General features: G+C 53.2%; 21 protein-coding genes and 1 pseudogene. 14 read left to right on the top strand and 8 right to left on the bottom strand.

Annotated elements, in window-relative coordinates:
• Positions 1–7: 7 nt before the first annotated feature.
• Together GKAS_RS02585 and GKAS_RS02580 are read left to right on the top strand one after the other, a co-directional pair.
• Positions 8–346 (top strand): hypothetical protein, encoded by a 339-nt coding sequence (locus GKAS_RS02585; protein WP_016808244.1) that lies wholly within the window; start codon positions 8–10, stop codon positions 344–346.
• 2 nt (positions 347–348) lie between these two features.
• Positions 349–1857 (top strand): conjugal transfer protein TraG N-terminal domain-containing protein, encoded by a 1509-nt coding sequence (locus GKAS_RS02580; protein ID WP_016808243.1) that lies wholly within the window; start codon positions 349–351, stop codon positions 1855–1857.
• 31 nt (positions 1858–1888) lie between these two features.
• Here GKAS_RS02580 and GKAS_RS02575 read toward each other — a convergent pair whose 3' ends face one another.
• Both GKAS_RS02575 and GKAS_RS02570 read right to left on the bottom strand, forming a co-directional pair.
• On the bottom strand, positions 1889–2266 hold the full coding sequence (locus GKAS_RS02575; protein ID WP_016808242.1) for a hypothetical protein: 378 nt from the start codon (positions 2264–2266) through the stop codon (positions 1889–1891).
• Positions 2267–2617: 351 nt separating this feature from the next.
• Positions 2618–3726 (bottom strand): IS3 family transposase gene (locus tag GKAS_RS02570; protein ID WP_100214960.1). Its coding sequence is split into 2 segments (ribosomal slippage): positions 2618–3465 and positions 3465–3726, totalling 1110 coding nucleotides; the frame shifts between segments, so codons are not numbered across the junction.
• Positions 3727–3779: 53 nt separating this feature from the next.
• Here GKAS_RS02570 and GKAS_RS25235 point away from each other — a divergent pair.
• From GKAS_RS25235 to GKAS_RS24750, 3 genes are all read left to right on the top strand, one after another.
• Complete coding sequence (locus tag GKAS_RS25235; RefSeq protein ID WP_050547113.1) at positions 3780–4322, top strand: DinB/UmuC family translesion DNA polymerase; 543 nt, start codon at positions 3780–3782, stop codon at positions 4320–4322.
• 35 nt (positions 4323–4357) lie between these two features.
• A complete protein-coding gene (locus tag GKAS_RS25460) occupies positions 4358–4600 on the top strand; it encodes a DUF4113 domain-containing protein (protein ID WP_323807205.1) in 243 nt (80 codons plus the stop codon).
• A 211-nt stretch (positions 4601–4811) separates the two neighbouring features.
• The gene (locus GKAS_RS24750) at positions 4812–5360 is read left to right on the top strand and encodes a hypothetical protein (RefSeq protein WP_221891797.1); all 549 of its coding nucleotides are present in this window, start codon (positions 4812–4814) and stop codon (positions 5358–5360) included.
• Between the two features lie 50 nt (positions 5361–5410).
• On the opposite strand, the pseudogene GKAS_RS02555 reads toward GKAS_RS24750, so the two are convergent.
• Positions 5411–6088 (bottom strand): annotated as a pseudogene (locus GKAS_RS02555) (IS630-like element ISEc33 family transposase); the annotation flags it as partial.
• A gap of 1195 nt (positions 6089–7283) precedes the next feature.
• On the opposite strand from GKAS_RS02555, the gene GKAS_RS02550 reads away from it, so the two are divergent.
• Positions 7284–8183: an integrase domain-containing protein gene (locus tag GKAS_RS02550; RefSeq protein ID WP_026056053.1), complete on the top strand. Its 900-nt coding sequence runs from the start codon at positions 7284–7286 to the stop codon at positions 8181–8183.
• Positions 8184–8252: 69 nt separating this feature from the next.
• Here GKAS_RS02550 and GKAS_RS24745 read toward each other — a convergent pair whose 3' ends face one another.
• Positions 8253–8537 carry a hypothetical protein gene (locus GKAS_RS24745; RefSeq protein ID WP_129008949.1) on the bottom strand — a complete coding sequence of 95 codons (285 nt, stop codon included), beginning with the start codon at positions 8535–8537 and terminating at the stop codon, positions 8253–8255.
• An 826-nt stretch (positions 8538–9363) separates the two neighbouring features.
• On the bottom strand, positions 9364–12330 hold the full coding sequence (locus GKAS_RS02540; protein ID WP_015065644.1) for a Tn3-like element ISPa38 family transposase: 2967 nt from the start codon (positions 12328–12330) through the stop codon (positions 9364–9366).
• A 158-nt stretch (positions 12331–12488) separates the two neighbouring features.
• On the opposite strand from GKAS_RS02540, the gene GKAS_RS02535 reads away from it, so the two are divergent.
• The 7 genes from GKAS_RS02535 to GKAS_RS02505 all read left to right on the top strand — a co-directional run bounded on the left by GKAS_RS02535 (position 12489) and on the right by GKAS_RS02505 (position 15520).
• Complete coding sequence (locus GKAS_RS02535; protein WP_001247892.1) at positions 12489–12779, top strand: nucleotidyltransferase family protein; 291 nt, start codon at positions 12489–12491, stop codon at positions 12777–12779.
• Positions 12776–13177 (top strand): HepT-like ribonuclease domain-containing protein, encoded by a 402-nt coding sequence (locus GKAS_RS02530; RefSeq protein WP_001293886.1) that lies wholly within the window; start codon positions 12776–12778, stop codon positions 13175–13177. Before GKAS_RS02535 ends, GKAS_RS02530 begins: the two co-directional genes overlap by 4 nt.
• Positions 13167–13523, top strand: a complete 357-nt coding sequence (locus tag GKAS_RS02525; protein ID WP_000215515.1) for a cupin domain-containing protein — start codon at positions 13167–13169, stop codon at positions 13521–13523. Before GKAS_RS02530 ends, GKAS_RS02525 begins: the two co-directional genes overlap by 11 nt.
• A gap of 254 nt (positions 13524–13777) precedes the next feature.
• On the top strand, positions 13778–14104 hold the full coding sequence (locus tag GKAS_RS02520) for a hypothetical protein (protein WP_003100858.1): 327 nt from the start codon (positions 13778–13780) through the stop codon (positions 14102–14104).
• Positions 14101–14601: a hypothetical protein gene (locus GKAS_RS02515; RefSeq protein ID WP_003100856.1), complete on the top strand. Its 501-nt coding sequence runs from the start codon at positions 14101–14103 to the stop codon at positions 14599–14601. The genes GKAS_RS02520 and GKAS_RS02515 overlap by 4 nt, the downstream gene beginning before the upstream one ends.
• Complete coding sequence (locus GKAS_RS02510; protein ID WP_003100853.1) at positions 14598–14969, top strand: hypothetical protein; 372 nt, start codon at positions 14598–14600, stop codon at positions 14967–14969. The genes GKAS_RS02515 and GKAS_RS02510 overlap by 4 nt, the downstream gene beginning before the upstream one ends.
• Positions 14963–15520, top strand: a complete 558-nt coding sequence (locus tag GKAS_RS02505) for a recombinase family protein (RefSeq protein WP_003100847.1) — start codon at positions 14963–14965, stop codon at positions 15518–15520. Before GKAS_RS02510 ends, GKAS_RS02505 begins: the two co-directional genes overlap by 7 nt.
• Here GKAS_RS02505 and GKAS_RS02500 read toward each other — a convergent pair.
• From GKAS_RS02500 to GKAS_RS02490, 3 genes are read right to left on the bottom strand one after another with little or no spacing between them, the layout of a single operon-like run.
• A complete protein-coding gene (locus tag GKAS_RS02500) occupies positions 15517–16065 on the bottom strand; it encodes a glycosyltransferase (RefSeq protein ID WP_016809500.1) in 549 nt (182 codons plus the stop codon). The genes GKAS_RS02505 and GKAS_RS02500 overlap by 4 nt on opposite strands.
• Before the next feature lie 60 nt (positions 16066–16125).
• On the bottom strand, positions 16126–16953 hold the full coding sequence (locus tag GKAS_RS02495; RefSeq protein ID WP_016809499.1) for a universal stress protein: 828 nt from the start codon (positions 16951–16953) through the stop codon (positions 16126–16128).
• Positions 16954–16970: 17 nt separating this feature from the next.
• Positions 16971–18449, bottom strand: a complete 1479-nt coding sequence (locus tag GKAS_RS02490; RefSeq protein WP_016809498.1) for a SulP family inorganic anion transporter — start codon at positions 18447–18449, stop codon at positions 16971–16973.
• Between the two features lie 424 nt (positions 18450–18873).
• Here GKAS_RS02490 and GKAS_RS02485 point away from each other — a divergent pair, with 424 nt between their 5' ends.
• Positions 18874–19497, top strand: coding sequence for a recombinase family protein (locus GKAS_RS02485; RefSeq protein WP_016809496.1), 624 nt, complete (start codon positions 18874–18876; stop codon positions 19495–19497).
• The last annotated feature ends 54 nt before the right edge of the window (positions 19498–19551 follow it).

Here is a 19551-nt window from a genome sequence, read left to right as displayed (position 1 = left end):
AATAAGGATGCGTAAAAAAACGACTGTCAGGAAAGTCCTGACCCGTGCCGGCATTTTCCTCGCCTGCATGGCGCTGTTCATGGTGGTCTCACTGATGGTGGCTGACACCGCCATGAAACATCCGACTGAAGCTGCTGCATTCCGGAGCTGGATGCAGTCGACGCGCTACGGCTGGCTGATATGGCGACTGGCGCTGTATGCGCTGGTTGCGTGGGGCCTCTTGAAAATCCGGCATGCGCCGGGTTTGCAAGAGTCGTACAGGCGACCACTGCTGCGCATCAGTGTGGTCAGTGTACTTTTTATCGCGTTATGTGAGTACGCGATGTTTACCGGTCCGGGAGCCTGAAGATGACGACAAACAGCTATCTTGAGTATTTTCTCACGCTGCTCGGCTGGGTGATCAATAACGGCCTGTGGAATGTCCTGCTGAGTACCGGGCTTTTTGTCCTGCCGCTGGCGTTTAAGGTGGTGGGGGTTTGGCTCAGGGTCCGCGAAGAGGGGGAGGATGAAGGCAACAAGGGGATGCTGTCGTTGCCCCGTATCGAGAACGCGCTGTATGCCGGTTTCCTGGTGATGATTGCCTGCTGCGTACCGCTGATTAATGTCAGCCTCAGTACGATGCAGTACGACACAACCCGGGCAAAGAGCTGTGGTGTGTGGACGCCAAAAGCGCCGGATGAAAGCGGCTATGCCGGCGTGGTCACCAGTCTCAACGGCCAGACGGCTGCAGCACCGGTATGGTGGGTGCTGATTCATAAACTCTCAAAAGGGGTAACCCAGGCAGCCGTGGCGACCATTCCCTGCCGCCCTGACATGCGCCAGATCCGCTTTGAAGTGCAGCATACGCGTATCGACAACAAAGCGCTGGCGCAGGAACTGCAGGACTTCACCAACGACTGCTATTCGGTTGCGTTGTATCTGTGGAAGCAACAGGATCAGGGCCAGACAAAGGACAAAACCACGCTGCGTGATATCGAATGGATTGGCAGCAGTACATTCCTGAGCCGGTATTATCCTTCGTTGCAGTCCAAACTGCCCCGGGCTGCGTTCCCGTGGACCGACAGCCGGGACAGCGGCCGGCCCAATACAGGAAGAGGAGGCTATCCCACCTGCAGCGAGTGGTGGAGCAGTACGGACACCGGACTGAAAGCACGGGTGAAGGACCAGGCCGACCCCGATATGTGGCTGCGTATCTCGGCCGCAATGAAAATGTCAGGCTTTAACGACAGTGACTATCAGGAAGCCGTCATCCGTCGTCTGGTCAGCCCGGAAAGCCTGACGGTCTCACAGAATGGTCACGTGTATGCCGGCTATGGCGGCAACGCCGATTTTACCCTGGATAATGCCGCGGCGCGCGTGGCCTCCATTGGCGGTACGGCCCTCGGCAGTCTGGCCGCGTTCCCGGCGTTCGATGCGATGCGGCAGGCGCTGCCAATGGTGCAGGCCATCCTGCTGATGGCAATATATGTCATGCTGCCGCTGATCCTGGCATTTGCGGCCTACGAATTCAAAACCGTTATTACGCTGACCTTTGTGATATTTGCTCTTAACTTCCTGACATTCTGGTGGGAACTGGCGCGCTGGCTCGACAGCTGGTTGTTAACCGCGTTGTACAGTTCAGACACTCACAGCCGCTTTAATATGGCAGGGCTGCAGAACAGTACCGATGACCTTATTATGAATCTGGTTATGGGAGCGATGTTTATTGTACTGCCTGCCGTTTGGTTAGGAGCATTATCTTGGGCGGGAGTAAGAATAGGCGATGTAATCTCTGGGGCACTTAAAACTGGGGTTGCTAAACCTCAAGAAACCGGGGGAGCAGCTGTAGATTCAGTTAAAAAAAGTGTTCGTTTATAATGGCATATTAAGCGAGGCGTGAATGCCTCGCTTAATCTAGTTTCTCAGACGTAATGTCATCAGAACCCGTATAATAACCATATCCATCTTTACCATATCTGTAACCGGGGCCTGTGCTTGAATCATCATCGTCAGGAGCTGACGAGCTGACATTTTTTGCAATGAAGGTGATACATAAAAGAAAGATCAGGCATGCGGAGATCACAAAACCCACTGTCAAAAGCCCTGCTAGAGTGCCGGCAAAAACCAGAATCAAGGGTATATGGCCAATCCATGTAGGTATTCTATTTTTCTTTGCCAATGTTACGCAAATTTTATCAAGATTCAGGAGATTAACTTTCATTTGCTTATAAAGGATTGCAAGTCTTGCTCCACGATTCCAAGCTCGATTTTTTTGAGATTGAGGCATTACATTCCTCCATACTAGGTAAGCCTTAAAGACCACTATAGCCATAGCCGATTTTTTGTGCAATTAACAAGGGCTATTAGTATCCTGTAATAGCCCCCGTTTAAACCGGACACTTCACCAGTAAGACATAGGCAAAGAGCTATGTTTAAGGAGTGTCCTGTGCAAAGAATCGAAGTGATCACTGGCGAGCAAAAGCGCCGCCGTTATACTCCCGAAGAGAAAGCCCGTTTTGTAGCGCTCGCCATGCAGCCCTGACCTGCTCCCCGTTGATTAATACACCGTGATGTTAGTAATGTCTTCATATGACCCTGACCCCGAATATGCTCCAGTCATAATCAGGAATAACCGGCTTCATGTTGGCTGCATATTCAGGCAACCGGCAGACTTTTCAGCAAATTCAGATGGCGTCATCCAGCCCAGCGCAGAATGGGGACGTCTCTGGTTATAGTGTATGCGCCAGGCCTCGATTTTGCACCGTGCATCCTCCAGGGACATGAACCAGTTTTCGTTCAGGCATTCCTGCCGTAACCTGCCGTTGAAGGACTCCACCGTCGCATTGTCCGTCGGTGTTCCCGGGCGTGAGAAGTCGATTCTGATGCCTCTTTCGTACACCCATCTGTCCAGCATTTTACCTGCAAATTCAGAACCATTATCGGTTTTCAGCAACTGAGGTAAAGGACGTCTGAGCGCTATGCTGTTCAGCATTTCTGCCACTTCTGTTGAACGCAAATTCTGCCCCACGCAGATCCCCAGGCATTCGCGGGTGTACAGGTCGATAACCGTCAGCAGGCGCAGTCGTCGCCCGTCAAACAACGCATCAGAGACAAAATCCATGCCCCAGACGTGATTCGGATACAGACCCTGAGGCTGCGGTTGTCGGCGCTGGGCCGATTTATTGCGGCGTGGCCGTTTGAGACGCAGTGACAGCCCCTGTTCGCTGTAAAGCCGGTAGATCCGTTTGTGATTATCGCGCCAGCCTTCCCGCCTGAGCATCACGTGTACCCGGCGGTACCCGTAATGAACCCGGGTTTCGGTTATCTCACGGATGCGTAGCCGCAGTGCGCTGTCGTCGGCGGCCACAGAACGATATCGAAACGAGCTGCGGCTGACCCGCAGCGCAAAACAGACCTGTCTCTCACTGGCCCCGTAGCGGGCTTGCAAATCCCTGACCCATTCGCGCAGGTGTGCCAGCGTCAGCTCTTTTTTGCCAGCACGTCCTGCAGCATCGCCTTGTCGAGGCTCAGATCGGCAACCAGCCTCTTCAGCCGCAGATTTTCCTCTTCCAGTTGCCGCATATGCTTCAGCTCCGAAGGAGAAATACCACCGTATTTTTTACGCCACGTATAGAAAGTGGCATCCGAAATGCCCAGCTTGCGACAGACGTCCGGCACTGACGTACCCAGTTCAGCCTGCTTCAGGGCAAAAACAATCTGCTCTTCGGTGAATCGTGACTTTTTCATCGGCACCACCTCCGTTCAGGGGAGTGTTTATCATGCCGGAATTCTGTTTCTGAATGGAACAGGATTTTGGGTCAGGGTCAGTGGGGATAGGCCCAACGAAAACTCTGGTTAAACTGGCCCAATATGCAAGTAAACGCTGGCCAGCTACGCGAGGAGTAGTTGACCTGAGCAATATAGGGCGACAGCGAAAGTTAATGGCCTTGGTGCCAGTCGAAGAGGTCTGGGGTATTGGCCGTCGGCTCGGTAAAAAATTGCAGTTGATGGGGATTAACAATGCACTCCAGCTGTCTGAGCTGTCTCCTTCATTTATTCGTAAGCAATTTTCAGTGGTTGTTGAACGAACAGTAAGAGAACTCAACGGCATGCCCTGCCTGGGCCTTGAAGAGTTTACAGCTCCAAAGGAGCAAATCATATGCTCCCGCTCCTTTGGAGAAAAACCTACAGATGAATTCAGCATCCATCAGGCCGTCTGCGCTCATGCCGAACGTGCAGCGGAAAAGTTACGCGCAGAGCGCCAGTTTTGTAAACGAGTAGCGGTGTTCATCAGTACCAGTCCCTTTGCAGAGAATGAGTCGTTCTTTAAAATCAGGCTGTAACGGAGCTTGCTGTTCCGGCCCGTGATTCCCGGGATATCATCAAGGCGGCTGTAAGAGCTCTTGAAACAATATTCATCCCGGGGCATCGTTATCAACGCGCAGGTGTAATTCTCACCGATTTTCGCAGCGCGGCAGTATTACAACTTACCCTGTTCGATGACCTTCAGCCTCATCGTAATAGCGATGAATTAATGACACTCATAGACAGCATTAACAGCTCTGGTAAGGGTTCAGTCTGGTTTGCAGGGCAGGGCATTAAAAGTGATGCCACAGGCTGAAAGATGCGAATAGAAAGACTTTCGCCCGCTTTTACAAACAGATTGGATGATATTGTCAGAGTAAGGTAATCTTTTTTATATTTGCTCAAAACCGCACCATTGACATTACAAACTCTATACGGCAGGGTTTACAGTCTGTTACATGGTGAATAAGTCAAGCGTACTTTTCATTGACCGCTTTTTTAGTAAATATGTTTGGAGGATATGGATCGTGAGGAGTCTTACCGCCATTTTAATAATTCCTGCTCTTGTCACAGCCTGTAGCATGCAGGAAATAGCAGATACAAATAATAAAATCAGTCATGGTGCTTCAGGTATAATGAACTCTTTGAGGGGAAACTCTAACCCATCAACTGATGTTACGACACCAATGCATTTACCTCAGTCATTAAAAAAAGAATCCAAGTCTAAAAATTATACTGTAGCTGTTGATGTAGATACTGCTGCTGCCAGAATAAAAAGACATTACAAGTTTATGTCAAGTCAGGAGCTGGATAGTTTACGGAATAGCTCTAATGACGGGGCATGGAAAGCGGCCGCTGAAGATGATGCACATCCAGTTTGGGAGGCAATACCTGGTAGCTATTATAAAATGGGCTCTGACTGGAATGATAACGATCATTTAGATGTAGAAATTGAAAAAAACGGGAGTGGAAGTAAACTCTATATAACATATTCATCGGCATCTGCAGAAAGGCTATCGGGATCTGGCGTACAGAAGTTGATGAAGGAAATTCATTCCGTGGCTATAGGTGAGTGATATTTTATCGGGAAAAGGTAGTTATCATTATGTGTTAATGATAACTACCTGACTTTACCCGTGCCACTGTGCAGTGCGCCGGCCAGATAGTATTTTTCGTTCTGCCCCGGCGTCACTACCCGTTTCTGCTGTCCGCGCAACTGCCAGTCCGCACCGATTTTAGGATTAAGGTGGATATCCACTTCATCTTCATAAAATACCGGATGCTCTGCGCTGCATTCATCCAGCGCTTTGTGGATTACCGCCATCTTTTCATCTTTATGTGGGTCACGGATACGCAGAGTTGGCGCGGCCCTGCGCCATACAAGCCCCGCAGATGGCAACCAGCGGCGAACGGTTCCTGCATGTAACTGGCAACCGGTTATCTCATTGATTTTTAATGCCAGTAATTCGGTGCTCCAGCGTGAACGTTGATAACCAAAATCGCCGGGAGAATGCTTTATCAGCTCACGTAACAGGGTGCAGATATGTTCAAAAGGCCAGCGTCGGGAGCGCCCTGCGGGTAAGGATTTCAGGCCTTCAATACCTGAGTGCGTAAACCAGTTAATCCAGCGACCAACGGATGAACGGGCACAACAGAGAGTTCTGGCAACATCGCTGACCCGTTCACCCCGATGAAGCATCAGCATGGCCGTGAGTCTGCGGGCATGATTTTTATCGCGCGTTTTATGAATAGCTTTCTGCATCAGGCGTCGTTCGCCACGGGGTATTGGTGCTATGATCGGCATCGCTCAGTCCGGTTGGTGGTTTTGGTTGGTTTGGCGATTGATCAGATCGCACAATCCGGGCTGAGTTCCCTTTCAGTGATCTACTATTCCGCGCATCTATTTAGTCATTAAGAATATATTTAGATCAATAGAGGTTAATAATAAATAAAAGAATAAAAAGTTAGATAATCCGAAAATCAGAATCATAAGGCGTTGTTTTAAAATATCCATATCAACCACTTTCATCGGAGAAAACTACATATTACTCACCCAAAAAACGATGTCTACATCCATTTGACGTCGTATTTCCCTGTTGGTACTATCAAACTGTTGTACTGTCGCACTGGCGACCACCAATGCTCTTGTAGCCTGTGATGAGCGCCTTTGGGTGGCTACAGTCGCACTTAAGCTGCGACCACCAATGTTCCGGCAGTCTGTGAGGAGCGCCTTCGGGTGACTGCACAATAAAACTCTCTAAGCCTGAAAGGGAGTACATGAAAAATGTGGCAAATCTGCTCACCTTTGAAAGCAGATATCGTCTATGAAGGCGCACTATGACGCGGCGATGAAGGTTTACTGTGTAGCAAATCTGCCAGTTTCAATTCACTTCCGTTCTGTGAACGGCATCAGTTCAACGTCTTCTCATTTGCAGTGATACGCCCTGAGTTTCGTACGACTTTTGCATCGACGGATAAGGCCATTTGGTACATTTGGCCGCTTACGGAGTTGCATTAGGAGCACGAAGCTGCGCGGCGTCACTTGTGAAGTGGCGAAGACACTACCAAGTGACGCGCGCAGCGCATAACGTCTCAACCCACGTAAGACGTGGTTTTCAACGTTTTACTACCATCTGACCAACATGTAGCCCGTGTCAGTGCGGTTTTAAAATCACTTTCACATCAACGTAAGCACGACGGGAGGCCGTCTGAACGTTCAACTATCAGTAAGGAGGAAATCGACTCGGTATCGATGGCGACACTACGAGCAGTAGTGTTGGAGGCAGCTTGACGTAAGTCAGCTCTGCATAAGCAGCAAACAGATCAGAGATCTGGGGTGCCTCGCAAGAACTCAACAATTCGCCGCCCCGATGCACAGATACCAGTCGAGACGCAGGAAGCGCAACAGCAACCGTGTCGTCGGGGAATGAATTGCTGGTCTACAGATCCGTCTGCTTCTTTACAAGCAGAGGGACGTGTATGCCTTTGGAGAGAGTGAAATGTCCAGATTCAGTAAACAGCTGTGCAAACAACTCGTCACGCTTGCCCGTCAGGGGCGGGGAAGTTATAAAACGGTGGCTGACCGTTCAAGAATCGCAGAACGTTTTTCTGAACGACTGTCTGAACTGAATATTCAGATCAGGGACGTAAAACATATCAAAACTTCCCATATTGAAAAGTATATTGAGAGCAGGAAGGCAGATAGTTTATCTCTCAGGACGTTACAGAATGAGATGTCTGCTATCCGTTCTGTTTTATTATCAGCAGGAAGAAATAAACTGGCCGATCCCAGTCACATTAACCTGAGTAATCAGGCGCTCGGGATTTCTGGTGCTAACCGGGATGGAACTAAACTTCCCATTACAGACGAAAAACTTAATGCTGTGGTCAGTTTTGCCCAAAGAAAAGACGAGGGCGTTGCTCTTGCTGTGCAACTTTCCCGATATCTTGGATTGAGAACAGAAGAAACCGTTCAGTCTGCAAAGTCTTTAAAGACATGGAGGCAGGCACTGATTAATAATCATGAGCGTGTCCGTGTTGTTTTCGGGACTAAAGGCGGACGTCCAAGGGAAACGACAGTTTTTAATCGCGAAAAAGTTTTATCAATTCTTGACAAGGCAATTAGTTATGTCAGTGAACATAACGGAAAACTGATTGATAAACCCTCTCTGCATACCGCTATTGATCGCTACCGTAATATTGTAAGAGAGGCCGGAATGAATGGTAAAAATGCGCCGCACAGTTTACGTTACGCTTACTCCCGCGATGCTGTAAATCACCATATTAAAAATGGAATGAGTCGCGATGAATCCGAGGCATTAGTTTCAATGGACCTGGGCCATGGAGATGGTCGGGGGCGTTATATTAAACAAGTTTATTTTCGTAAGGAAAAAGAATAGATTGTATCGCTACTGAATTTTCAGGATGTACAGCCACAGCTCATGCAGGGCTGTGGCTTCTTTAAATTATCAATCAGTAAATTTACATGTTCGAATAGCTTTAATGCTTGATGCGCCAGCAAGTCTTACTGTTTCATTTATTGACTTTCCGTTTCTGAAAGGATTGATTGTCTCTTTTTTACTTGTTGGATTTATTTTTAATCTGATAATTGTTTTGACATGCAAAAAATATCGTTTCTTTATTCCGGGTGTGTGAGTCATTCGCATTTTTCTTGACAAGATATCCGCAAGTACTGCTGCCAGTGGGGAGTCTGGAGTTGCTGTACATGATGATGGGTGAGTTTTACCCGACATGTAGGGGTCCGCTTGGAAAACGGAAAATATCCTACGCTAAGCCTGTTTTTCGTACAGATTGCTTCACGGGTCTATGGTGATAGCTAAAAAATCACCAATACTACCTCACGAGTATGTTGATAGCTCATCGTGCCCGTATCAAGTTTGCATATACCAAGGAAGCGGAGACGAAAGACCACCTATTACTGAGGGATCCCCAGTAATGGGAGGGTAAAATGAAAGATATAATGCTACCAATTACTCACCGTCAGTCACGTATCGCTGGATTAACTACGGCATTCGCAGCGAGATAAGTATTCCCCATGTTAAGCCAATAGAAATATAATTATCCATTTTAATTTCGGGCTAGCATCAGTGAATTTTTTTGTTTTTACGAAAACTTTTAGTAAAAAGAAAATATCACTAAGGCTATATACACCTTTTACTAAATCTCTATATGCTATTTTTTTAACAAATAACCTCCTTATTTTTTATTTGCCCCTCACCTTTTTTCTATATAAACCAAGGAAGTGTCTGGCCTCATATAGGGCATGCCTAAACAGCGATACGCTCAAATCATTATTTTTTTCGACTTTGCGTGGCCGATGGTTTTAGATATTACATCAATATAGCATTCTGCTCTGACGTCGAAATAATCACCGCGATTTGTGATGGATTCATTATTGTACTTGTAGGTGTAGTCCATATCTTTTGATATGTAGAAACGCCCATTTGCCAACGCCAATTCCATCGTCCATAAAATATCTTTATGACTCCGGCCATCATGAAATGACAGATTGTTATTCCTGATATAGGGGTCGTCTCAGAAAACGGAAAATAAAGCACGCTAAGCCGGTTGCAGCGGCCGTAGCGGCCTGAACTTGCCCGCGCCGATCTTGGCGCTGCTGCGCCAGAGGTAATCGCCGGTCAGGTTGATGTGCTCCCAGCCGAGCGGCGACAGGTACTGCAACAGGCCGTCATCGACGGCTTGACCGTGGCCACGCAAGGCGTTCGCGGCCCGCTCCAGATAGACCGTGTTCCATAGCACGATGGCCGCCGTCACCAGGTTGAGGCCGCTGGCCCGGTAGCGCTGCTGCTCGAAGCTGCGGTCGCGGATTTCCCCCAGGCGGTTGAAGAACACGGCGCGGGCCAGCGCGTTGCGCGCCTCGCCTTTGTTCAGCCCGGCATGCACGCGGCGGCGCAGCTCGACGCTTTGCAGCCAGTCCAGGATGAACAGTGTGCGCTCGATGCGTCCCAGCTCACGCAGGGCGACGGCCAGGCCGTTCTGGCGCGGGTAGCTGCCAAGCTTCCTGAGCATCAGCGAGGCCGTCGCCGTGCCCTGCTTGATCGAGGTGGCCATCCGCAGGATTTCATCCCAATGGGCGCGGACGTGCTTGATGTTGAGCGTGCCGCCGATCATCGGTTTCAACGCCTCGTAGGTGGCATCGCCCTTCGGGATGTAGAGCTTGGTGTCGCCCAGGTCACGAATGCGCGGGGCGAAGCGGAAGCCCAGCAGGTGCATCAACGCGAAGACGTGGTCCGTGAACCCTGCCGTGTCGGTGTAGTGCTCCTCGATCCGCAGGTCGGATTCGTGATACAGCAGGCCGTCGAGCACGTAGGTCGAGTCGCGCACGCCGACGTTCACGACCTTGGTGTGGAACGGCGCGTACTGGTCGGAGATATGGGTGTAGAACGTCCGCCCTGGGCTGCTGCCGTATTTCGGATTGATGTGGCCGGTGCTCTCGGCCTTGCTGCCGGTGCGGAAGTTCTGGCCGTCCGACGATGACGTGGTGCCGTCGCCCCAATGCCCGGCGAAGGGATGTCGGAACTGCGCGTTGACCAGCTCGGCCAGTGCCGCCCCGTAGGTTTCGTCGCGGATGTGCCAGGCTTGCAGCCAGGCCAGCTTGGCGTAGGTCGTGCCGGGGCACGATTCCGCCATCTTGGTCAGGCCCAGGTTGATCGCGTCGGCGAGGATCGTGGTCAGCAACAGGTTTTTGTCCTTGGCCAGGTCGCCTGACTTCAGGTGGGCGAAGTGCCGGGTGAAGCCCGTCCATTCGTCTACCTCCAGCAGCAATTCGGTGATCTTGACGTGCGGTAGGATCATCGCCGTCTGGTCGATCAGGGCCTGTGCGGTATCGGGCACCGCCGCATCGAGCGGCGTGATCTTCAGGCCCGACTCCGTGATGATGGCGTCCGGCAGCTCGTTGGCCAGCGCCATGCGGTTGACGGTGGCGAGCTGCGTTTCCAGCAGCGTCAGCCGGTCATGCAGGTACTGGTCGCAATCGGTGGCCACGGCCAGCGGCAATTCGCTGGCCTGCTTGAGGCTGGCGAATTTCGCGGGCGGCACCAGGTAGTCCTCGAAGTCCTTGAACTGGCGCGAGCCTTGCACCCAGATGTCGCCGGAGCGCAGCGCGTTCTTCAGCTCCGACAGCGCGCACAGTTCGTAGTAGCGCCGGTCGATGCCGGTGTCGGTCATCACCAGCTTCTGCCAGCGCGGCTTGATGAACTCGGTCGGCGCGTCGGTGGGCACCTTGCGGGCGTTGTCGCTGTTCATGCTGCGCAGCACCTCGATGGCGTCGAGTACGTCCTTGGCGGCGGGCGCGGCCCGCAACTTGAGCACGTCGAGAAATTCCGGCGCGTAGCGGCGCAGCGTGGCGTAGCTCTCGCCGATGCGGTGCAGGAAATCGAAGTCCTCGGGTTGCGCGAGCCGCTGCGCTTCGGTGACGCTCTCGGCGAAAGCATCCCAGGACATGACGGCCTCGATGGCGGCGAACGGATCGCGGCCCGCTTGCTTGGCCTCGATCAGCGCCTGGCCGATGCGCCCGAACAGCCGCACCTTGGCATTGATCGCCTTGCCGGATGCCTGGAACTGCTGCTGATGCTTGTTCTTGGCGGCATTGAACAGCTTGCCCAGGATGCGGTCATGCAGGTCGATGATTTCGTCGGTGACGGTGGCCATGCCCTCGATGGCGAGCGCCACCAGGGTCGCGTAACGCCGCTGCGGCTCGAACTTCGCCAGGTCGGCGGGCGTCATCTGGCCGCCCTCGCGGGCGATCTTGAGCAGCCGGTTCTGGTGAACCAGCCGCTCGATGCCGGAGGGCAGGTCGAGCGCCTGCCACGCCTTGAGGCGTTCGATGTGTTCCAGCATGTGCCGCGAGTTCGGTTTGACCGGGGATTGCCGCAGCCAGGCCAGCCACGTCGTCTTGCCGTTGTCGCGGCGCTTGAGCAGATCGTCGAGGCGACGGCGATGCACGTCCGTCAGCGGCTCAGCCAAGGCGTCGTAGAGACGCCGGTTGGCGCGGGTAATCGCTTCGGCGCTCGCCCGCTCGACGGCGTTGAGGGCGGGCACAATGACCGACTGCCGCCGCAGGTGCTCGATCAAGGCTCTGGCCAGCACGATGCCCTTGTCGGTTTGCATGGCCAGCTCGGTCAGCAACTGGACAGCCTGCCGGTAGTGGCCAATCGTGAACGGCTGGAAGCCGAACACCGTTTGCAGCTCGACCAGGTGCTCGCGTCGGGTCTGCTCACGCTGCCCGTACTCGTCCCAGCTTTCGATGCCGACCTTGAGCTGGTTGGCGACCAGTCTCAGCAATGGCGGGAACGGTGGCTCATCAGCGCCAAGGATGACGCCGGGAAAGCGCAGGTAGCAGAGCTGCACCGCGAAGCCCAGCCGATTGGCCGGGCCGCGCCGCTGCCGGATGATGGAGAGGTCGCTTTCGCTGAACGTGTAGTGACGGATCAACTCATCCTTGGTGTCCGGCAACGCCAGCAGGCTTTCGCGCTCGGCGGCGGAGAGGATCGAACGGCGGGGCATGCGGTTTCCTTCTTCTTGAAAACGTAGGTTTGTGACAAGCCCGCCAAGGCAACCGGCGCGGCACGGGAATCAAGGCATTGCGATTCTCGAAAATAGTTCTTGAAATTCTATTCTTGATTGCATATCATCTCAACGAGTTTCGATAAGAAAGGATGCGCATGCGACCGTCTGTTGTGCTTGACATGAAGCGAAGCGCAGTGCGTGAAGCGGTAGGCCGCTTTCGCGCCGCGAACCCGCGCGTCTTCGGCTCGGTGCTGCATGGCACCGACCGGGATGGCAGCGACCTCGACCTGTTGGTCGATGCGCTGCCCGGTGCCACGTTGTTGGACTTGGGCGATTTGGAAGAAGAACTGAAATCGCTGCTCGGCGTTGACGTCGATCTGCTGACTCCCGGCGACCTGCCGCCGAAGTTCCGGGCCAAGGTGCTCGCGGAGGCGCAACCGATATGAGCGAGAACCGCCTGCCCGATTACCTCGACCACATTCAGCAGGCCGCAACCGATGCGCGCAGCTTCGTGGAAGGGATGGCCAAGGACGACTTCTTGGCCGACAAGCGCACCCAGCAGGCCGTCATCATGAGCCTGATCGTCATCGGCGAGGCGGCCACAAAGGTGATGGATGGCTACGTCGAGTTCACCCAGGCGCATGCCGACGTGCCGTGGCGCAGCATGCGCAATATGCGTAATCGCATGGCTCACGGCTATTTCGACATCAACCTCGATGTGGTGTGGGAGACGGTACAGGAATGGCTGCCGGCGTTGCTCCAGCAATTGCCCGCCGTGCGTCAGGATGCCGACGATGAAGACCGTAACGACAACTGTGAAAGAGGGATCTCCGATGACTGTTGAATCGAGAATATTTTCTGTAGCCGAGTATGTTCAGCCGTCCGAAGGCGAGCCTATTCGTTCCGTTGTGCTTGAAACCCGAGACTCAATTATCGTGGTTTGGCATGTCCATCCCGGGCAGGAAATTGCGGCTCACATTCATCCTCACGGCCAAGACACGTGGACTGTTTTGTCGGGAATGGCTGATTACTTTCAGGGCAATGGGATTGTTCGTGCCCTCAGGGAAGGTGAGATAGCCGTGGCAAGACCGGGCCAAGTGCACGGGGCGCGAAATACAGGTACCGAGCCATTTGTGTTAGTCTCGGTTGTGGCATCAGCCAATGCCGGTTTCGTATTGGCTGAGCGATAGAGCCCAATCTCTGGAGTTGGTCCAATGAGCGGTCGGGGAGATAGGTAACAGACATGCAGCGGACACGGCTGCTAAACCAGGTCGCAAACCTCCTTGCGTCGCAGCGTGCCGCAAGCGACGCGATCAATCGAATGGGGTCGGCATGAGACTGAACACCATCCAGTTCCCGACCGCGTAGCCGCCTGTCCTGCCGATCAGGTCTTGACCATCGACGCCTGGGATCAGTCCTGAATGTTCTTGGAGACCACTACGTTATGAGCCGCAGCCGCCGCAAAACACCCATCGTCGGGCACACGACCTGCGGCAGCGAGCGCGAGGACAAGAAGCTCTGGCATCAGCGCTGGCGCACCCGTGAGCGCACGGCGCTGACCAGCGCGTCGCCCGAAGCCCTGAGCGCCCATCTGCCCCTGCTGGAAAACCAGGCCAGCAGCGTCTGGTCGATGGGCAAGGATGGCCGCTCCTACTGGCCCGTCAAGCGCCAGGCCGCCACGGCGGATCGCATCGCCAATCACAAGGGACGCAACCCGCAAGAACGCGCCTCCCTGAAAAAGCGCCTGCTGCGCAAGTGGATGAGCAAATGAAGCTCTCCTTCCATCAGCACATTGCGCTGTTCTGGATGATCGGTGCTCCGGGCGTCTTCGCGCCCGTGATCGAGAACGCCAAGCGGCCCGATGCCGGCGCCGTCATGGCGTGGGGTGTCGCGATCGTGGCGGTGATGATCCTCTTCACCCCTTTGCTGCTGCGCTGTCCACCATTCCGGCGCTGGTATGGCCGGACGGATGCGCTGTCGGAGCGGCAGCGCCAGGCGCTTGCCGAGCGCGGCCTGCGCCGCTACTACCAGACCGCTTTCGATGACGGCTACGTGCCCCGCGTGATGCCCTACGTGTGGCGCATCATCTGGACGGTCGGCGGGTTGATGGCTGTGACCGCCGTACTGCCTACCAACACCGGACGGCCAGCCTTCGATGCCTTGGTGGTCTTCTCGACCTGGTATCCGATAGGCGTGATGCTGCTGGTTTTCGCGTCGAGGCCCCTTGGCCGGTTGATTCGCCAAAGAGCACAGGAGCGGCGGAAATGAGCACGTCAACCATCGAGGCGCTGGCCAGCGCCTGGGCAAGGATTGCCGAGGAAGCGGAATTCCCCGCTGACTACGAGGGGACTGCCACACCACAAGCGCATCGGGCTAGCGAAGCTATTCAGGAGCAGATTCGGGAGCGCATCGTCGCCACCAACGACATGCGGCTGTTCAGCCTGCTGCACCTGCTGGGTCAGGCGTCGCTGCGCATGGAGCAAGCGCTGTGGCCGGAGGATTACGAGCGGATGACGCGCGAGGTTGAGGAAGCCCTGCGGCAAGCCACCGACGCCAACGCCAGATCGTACACCCACGAAGAAGTGATGCAGGCGATGCAGGAACGCATCGACCGGGCGCGAGACAAGCCATGTTGATTGGCTATGCGCGCGTCTCGACGCAGGATCAGAACCTGGAGCTGCAACGCGAAGCCTTGAGCAAGGCCGGATGTAAAAAGGTCTTCGAGGACAAGGTGAGTGGCACGCGGGCAGACCGGCCTGGCTTGGCCAAGACGCTCGAAATGCTGCGCGAAGGCGATACTTTGGTCGTCTGGAAGCTCGACCGGCTGGGCCGGTCGGTCAAGCAACTGGTCGATCTGGTCGGCGATCTGCACAAGCACGGTGTCCAGTTCAGGAGCCTCACCGACTCCATCGACACCGGCACACCATCCGGGCGGTTCTTCTTCCACGTCATGGCGAGCCTTGCCGAAATGGAGCGCGAGCTGACCGTCGAGCGCACCCGCGCCGGGCTGGAAGTCGCCAAGCAGCTCGGCCGCAAAGGCGGCCGCAAGCCGAAGATGACCGACAGCAAGATCGAGTCGGCCAAGAAGCTGCTGGCCAGCGGGGTGCCGCCCAAGGACGTGGCCAAGAACCTCGGCGTGTCCATTCCGACGCTGTACCGCTGGGTGCCAGCCTCCACGCACGCTTAGCGTGCTTTATTTTCCGTTTTCTGAGACGACCCCATATAGTCAGATCTAACTATCTGTAACCAAAAGTAATGTGGCCATTCCCTGACTTTTACTGCGTGACTTACCCACGCATTGCCGGATAAAATTTCATCATAAGGTTGGTTGGTATGTACAGGTTTTTTATTATCGCTTTCATGCCAAAGCTTCCAGGCATTGGACAAAAGCACATCGGCATTATGGCTGGAAGCCTGGATGTACCTGTTATAAATGAATCCTTCAGACACATCGTCATCGGCATCCAGAAACATGACCCACTGGCCTTTATGCTTGTCTAATCCATTATTTCTGGCCGCGTATACACCTTTATTATTTTGTTCAATAACTTGAACTCTGCCATCCTTTATGGAGTTAATTATCGTTGACGTGTTGTCTGAGGAACCATCGTTAACGATAATAACTTCAATGTTGATCCTGTCTTCTAATAAGATATCTTCGATCAAGGATTTGATGGTTTTTTCTGCGTTGTAAACGGGGATTATTACACTCACCGCAATTTCATGTTTCATGTTCACTCCAGTAAATTGAATGTATTTATTTGTCCCCGGAGTTATTTCCGGGGACAATAATCACCTCAGCATTAAGAGTGGGATTTGTGTTTTTTCCAACATGGCGGTGGTGTTGCTGCCGATAAAGAATCGCCGCAATGGCGAATGGCCATAGGCACCCATCACAATCAGGTTAATGTCGTTTTCATTAGCGTGACGGCAGAGCGCCTCAGCAACGGATGTACCTTCCAGTAGGTGGCTTTCGGTCGCGATGCCAGCTGCTTGCAGCACACTCTGTGCTTCCTGCAAGGCTCGTGTATCCCCCTTAACCATCACGAGGTGGCAAACCAGGCCATTGAGTAGCGGGCTAAGTGTCAGGCGCGTCAGGTTTTTGCGACTCTCATCGCTGCCATCATAGGCGAACATAACTTTGGATGGTGGAGAATAAGCCTCCGGCACGATAAGTACCGGTTTTTTCTGCAGGCGAATAATGCTTTCCAGGTGGCTGCCAACCGGGTTCTGCGTTCCACGGCGGCCCAGCACCATCAGGCGAACATCCCCTAAATCAGCCAGGATTTCATCCAACGCGCCATGTTTTTGCAGTAATTGAACATCAGCATGACCAGCATCATTCAGCAACTTCGCACAGCTAGCCAGTATGGCTTTGCCCTGTGCCATTAATAATCGGTTACGCTCTCCTTCAACTTTCACCAACTCTTCGGTGAGATGCGCCTGGCTATCAATGCCGATACTTCCGGTCAAATCTGACACGGCAGGATGTACGTCTTTCTCCAGTACGTGCAGCAGGGACAGCGGCGCATCCAGCAGATTGGCGGCCCAGGCCGCGTATTCGCACACAGGTCGGGTAGACGGTGAGCCGTCAACGCAGGCAATAACGGTATTGTTCATCTCTGTTCTCCTGACTGTTAATGGCCGCCCATTAATTTTTCCACTTCTTCAGGTTTGTCATGCACCCCGAAGCGGTCAACAATTGTGCGGGTAGCCTGATTCATTCCACGGATTTCCACGTTCGTGCCTTCACGGCGGAACTTAATAACCACCCTGTCGAGTGCGCTGACCGACGTAATATCCCAGAAATGGGCATGTGAGACGTCAATGACTACGTGCTCCACCGCTTCGCGAAAATCGAAGTGGCTCATGAACCGATCGGCAGAAGCAAAGAACACCTGACCGGCTACGGTGTAGATCCGCGTTGACGCTTTAAGTTCGGACGACACCGCCATAAAACGGGCCACTTTGGTGGCAAAGTTCAATGAGGCAATCAGAACGCCGGTTAAGACGCCATACGCCAGATTATGCGTGGCGACCACTACCACCACGGTGGCCAGCATGACGACACTGGTTGACAGTGGATGGCTGCGTAAGTTAGCGATCGACCCCCAGGAGAAGGTACCGATAGAGACCATGATCATGACCGCGACCAGGGCCGCCATTGGGATTTGTGAGACCCAGTCACGCAGGAAAACCACCATACAAAGCAGGACAACGCCCGCAGTGAGTGCGGAGAGGCGGCCACGCCCCCCAGATTTCACGTTGATCACCGACTGACCGATCATCGCGCACCCAGCCATACCGCCAATAAATGCGGCGCCAATGTTGGCGATACCCTGTGCTTTGCATTCCCGGTTCTTGTCGCTCGGTGTATCGGTCATGTCATCCACAATAGTCGCGGTCATCATTGACTCAAGCAGCCCCACCACGGCAAGGCCGGCGGAATAAGGCAGAATGATTAATAGGGTATCGAGATTGAGAGGTACATCGGGTAACAGAAATACTGGCAGGCTGTCCGGCAACTTACCCATGTCGCCGACAGTGCGTACGTCCAGATGCAGCCACATGGAGATCCCGGTCAGCACGACGATGCAGACCAGCGGCGAGGGGATGGTTTTATTGAGGTACGGGAACAGATAAATAATGCCTAGACCGGCCGCCGTCAGGGCGTAAACGTGCCAGGTGACGTTGGTCAACTCCGGCAACTGCGCCATGAAAATGAGGATCGCCAGCGCATTAACAAAACCGGTAACTACCGAGCGGGAAACATAGCGCATCAGGCTTCCAAGCTTCAGATAGCCCGCAATAAGCTGAATCACACCTGTAAGAACGGTGGCTGCCAGTAAATACTGCAAGCCGTGGTCCTTCACTAGGGTGACCATCAGCAATGCCATAGCACCGGTTGACGAAGATATCATCCCTGGACGACCACCACAGATGGCGATTATCAGCGGGATACAAAACGCAGAGTAGAGCCCAACTTGCGGGTCAACACCAGCGATGATGGAAAAGGCGATCGCTTCAGGGATAAGCGCGAGCGCGACAACAATACCGGCGAGGACGTCTCCACGGACGTTACCCAGCCAGTCCTTACGCGTCGAGGACAGCAACATAGTCGTTTCTCAGTTTTTGAATACAGTCAGCCCGTAAAGGGCAAAAAATTTAGATACGGTAAAGCACATCCGCAGACGGGATGTTAAAGAGTGCGCGCTGAGGGTTACTCAGAACGACAGAGAAGGGGAAAACTCAGGGTGGCGTCATATGCATGGTAGTTTTTATTACTCCTTGATGGTCGGTGTGTACACCTTCAGGGATCAGATAAACCAGATGAAGATATTCAAGGCTGGCCGCGGAGTCTGCCAAGGCAAACAGCGTCTTACTATAAACGAAACTGAAACAGGGTCAATCATGGATTAAATGTGCCATTAATGTATACCCCAGTGTCATAGCCTAAAGTGTCGCCATTTTCCCCTTGGATCATCACCTATCTGTCACGTACATTATGATCATCACTTAAACGTCATAAATGGGTGAAAAATGTACATTCATGGTTACCTCCGCGCATCAACAAAAGAACAGGATGCTCTCCGAGCAAAAAATCGGATGAAAGCCTTTGTTGAAGAAAAAGGATTTCGGCTGGCCAGTTGGTACACCGAAAATGTATCCGGGGCATCACTTCAACGGCCAGAACTTTTACGGTTACTTGATGATGCTGCACCTGGTGACATTATTCTCATCGAGCAGGTTGATCGCCTTTCGCGCCTGGATGAAGAGGGCTGGCAAAAACTAAAGCATCTTATCCAGGAAAAACACCTTGTGGTTGTCAGTCTTGACCTCCCAACGAGCCATATGGCTCTTGCAACACATGCTGGCGATGACTTTACCCTTGCAATACTTAAGGCTATTAACGGAATGATGCTTGATATGCTGGCCGCCATAGCTCGCAAAGACTATCAGGATCGTCGCCGGCGCCAAGAGGAAGGGATAGCGAAAGCCAAGGTGGCCGGTAAATTTCGGGGACGTCAGGCAGATCATCAATTGCATGAAAAAATCATAGAGCTTCGGGTTAAAAACAGGCAGAGCATCCGTGATACCGCAAGGTTGTGTGGCGTTTCAGAACGAACGGTTATACGCATTGTTAAACTCAAAGCATGTTCTTGATGCGTATATTTTGAACGTCCAAGCGGACAGCGTCCGTATGCAGGGAGAGCATTT

Source organism: Kluyvera ascorbata ATCC 33433 (assembly GCF_000735365.1).
GTDB classification, from domain to species: Bacteria; Pseudomonadota; Gammaproteobacteria; order Enterobacterales; family Enterobacteriaceae; genus Kluyvera; species Kluyvera ascorbata.
This window is presented reverse-complemented; position numbering and strand designations above follow the sequence as displayed.

Coding starts and splice junctions, on each gene's coding strand:
- GKAS_RS02550 (WP_026056053.1), top strand. CDS start 7,284: ATGTCCAGATTCAGTAAACAGCTGTGCAAACAACTCGTCACGCTTGCC.
- GKAS_RS02490 (WP_016809498.1), bottom strand. CDS start 18,449: ATGTTGCTGTCCTCGACGCGTAAGGACTGGCTGGGTAACGTCCGTGGA.
- GKAS_RS02500 (WP_016809500.1), bottom strand. CDS start 16,065: ATGAAACATGAAATTGCGGTGAGTGTAATAATCCCCGTTTACAACGCA.
- GKAS_RS02510 (WP_003100853.1), top strand. CDS start 14,598: ATGAGCACGTCAACCATCGAGGCGCTGGCCAGCGCCTGGGCAAGGATT.
- GKAS_RS02580 (WP_016808243.1), top strand. CDS start 349: ATGACGACAAACAGCTATCTTGAGTATTTTCTCACGCTGCTCGGCTGG.
- GKAS_RS02540 (WP_015065644.1), bottom strand. CDS start 12,330: ATGCCCCGCCGTTCGATCCTCTCCGCCGCCGAGCGCGAAAGCCTGCTG.
- GKAS_RS02575 (WP_016808242.1), bottom strand. CDS start 2,266: ATGCCTCAATCTCAAAAAAATCGAGCTTGGAATCGTGGAGCAAGACTT.
- GKAS_RS02520 (WP_003100858.1), top strand. CDS start 13,778: ATGAGCCGCAGCCGCCGCAAAACACCCATCGTCGGGCACACGACCTGC.
- GKAS_RS24745 (WP_129008949.1), bottom strand. CDS start 8,537: ATGTCGGGTAAAACTCACCCATCATCATGTACAGCAACTCCAGACTCC.
- GKAS_RS02515 (WP_003100856.1), top strand. CDS start 14,101: ATGAAGCTCTCCTTCCATCAGCACATTGCGCTGTTCTGGATGATCGGT.
- GKAS_RS02530 (WP_001293886.1), top strand. CDS start 12,776: ATGAGCGAGAACCGCCTGCCCGATTACCTCGACCACATTCAGCAGGCC.
- GKAS_RS02495 (WP_016809499.1), bottom strand. CDS start 16,953: ATGAACAATACCGTTATTGCCTGCGTTGACGGCTCACCGTCTACCCGA.
- GKAS_RS02585 (WP_016808244.1), top strand. CDS start 8: ATGCGTAAAAAAACGACTGTCAGGAAAGTCCTGACCCGTGCCGGCATT.
- GKAS_RS02525 (WP_000215515.1), top strand. CDS start 13,167: ATGACTGTTGAATCGAGAATATTTTCTGTAGCCGAGTATGTTCAGCCG.
- GKAS_RS02485 (WP_016809496.1), top strand. CDS start 18,874: ATGTACATTCATGGTTACCTCCGCGCATCAACAAAAGAACAGGATGCT.
- GKAS_RS25235 (WP_050547113.1), top strand. CDS start 3,780: ATGGAACAGGATTTTGGGTCAGGGTCAGTGGGGATAGGCCCAACGAAA.
- GKAS_RS02505 (WP_003100847.1), top strand. CDS start 14,963: ATGTTGATTGGCTATGCGCGCGTCTCGACGCAGGATCAGAACCTGGAG.
- GKAS_RS02535 (WP_001247892.1), top strand. CDS start 12,489: ATGCGACCGTCTGTTGTGCTTGACATGAAGCGAAGCGCAGTGCGTGAA.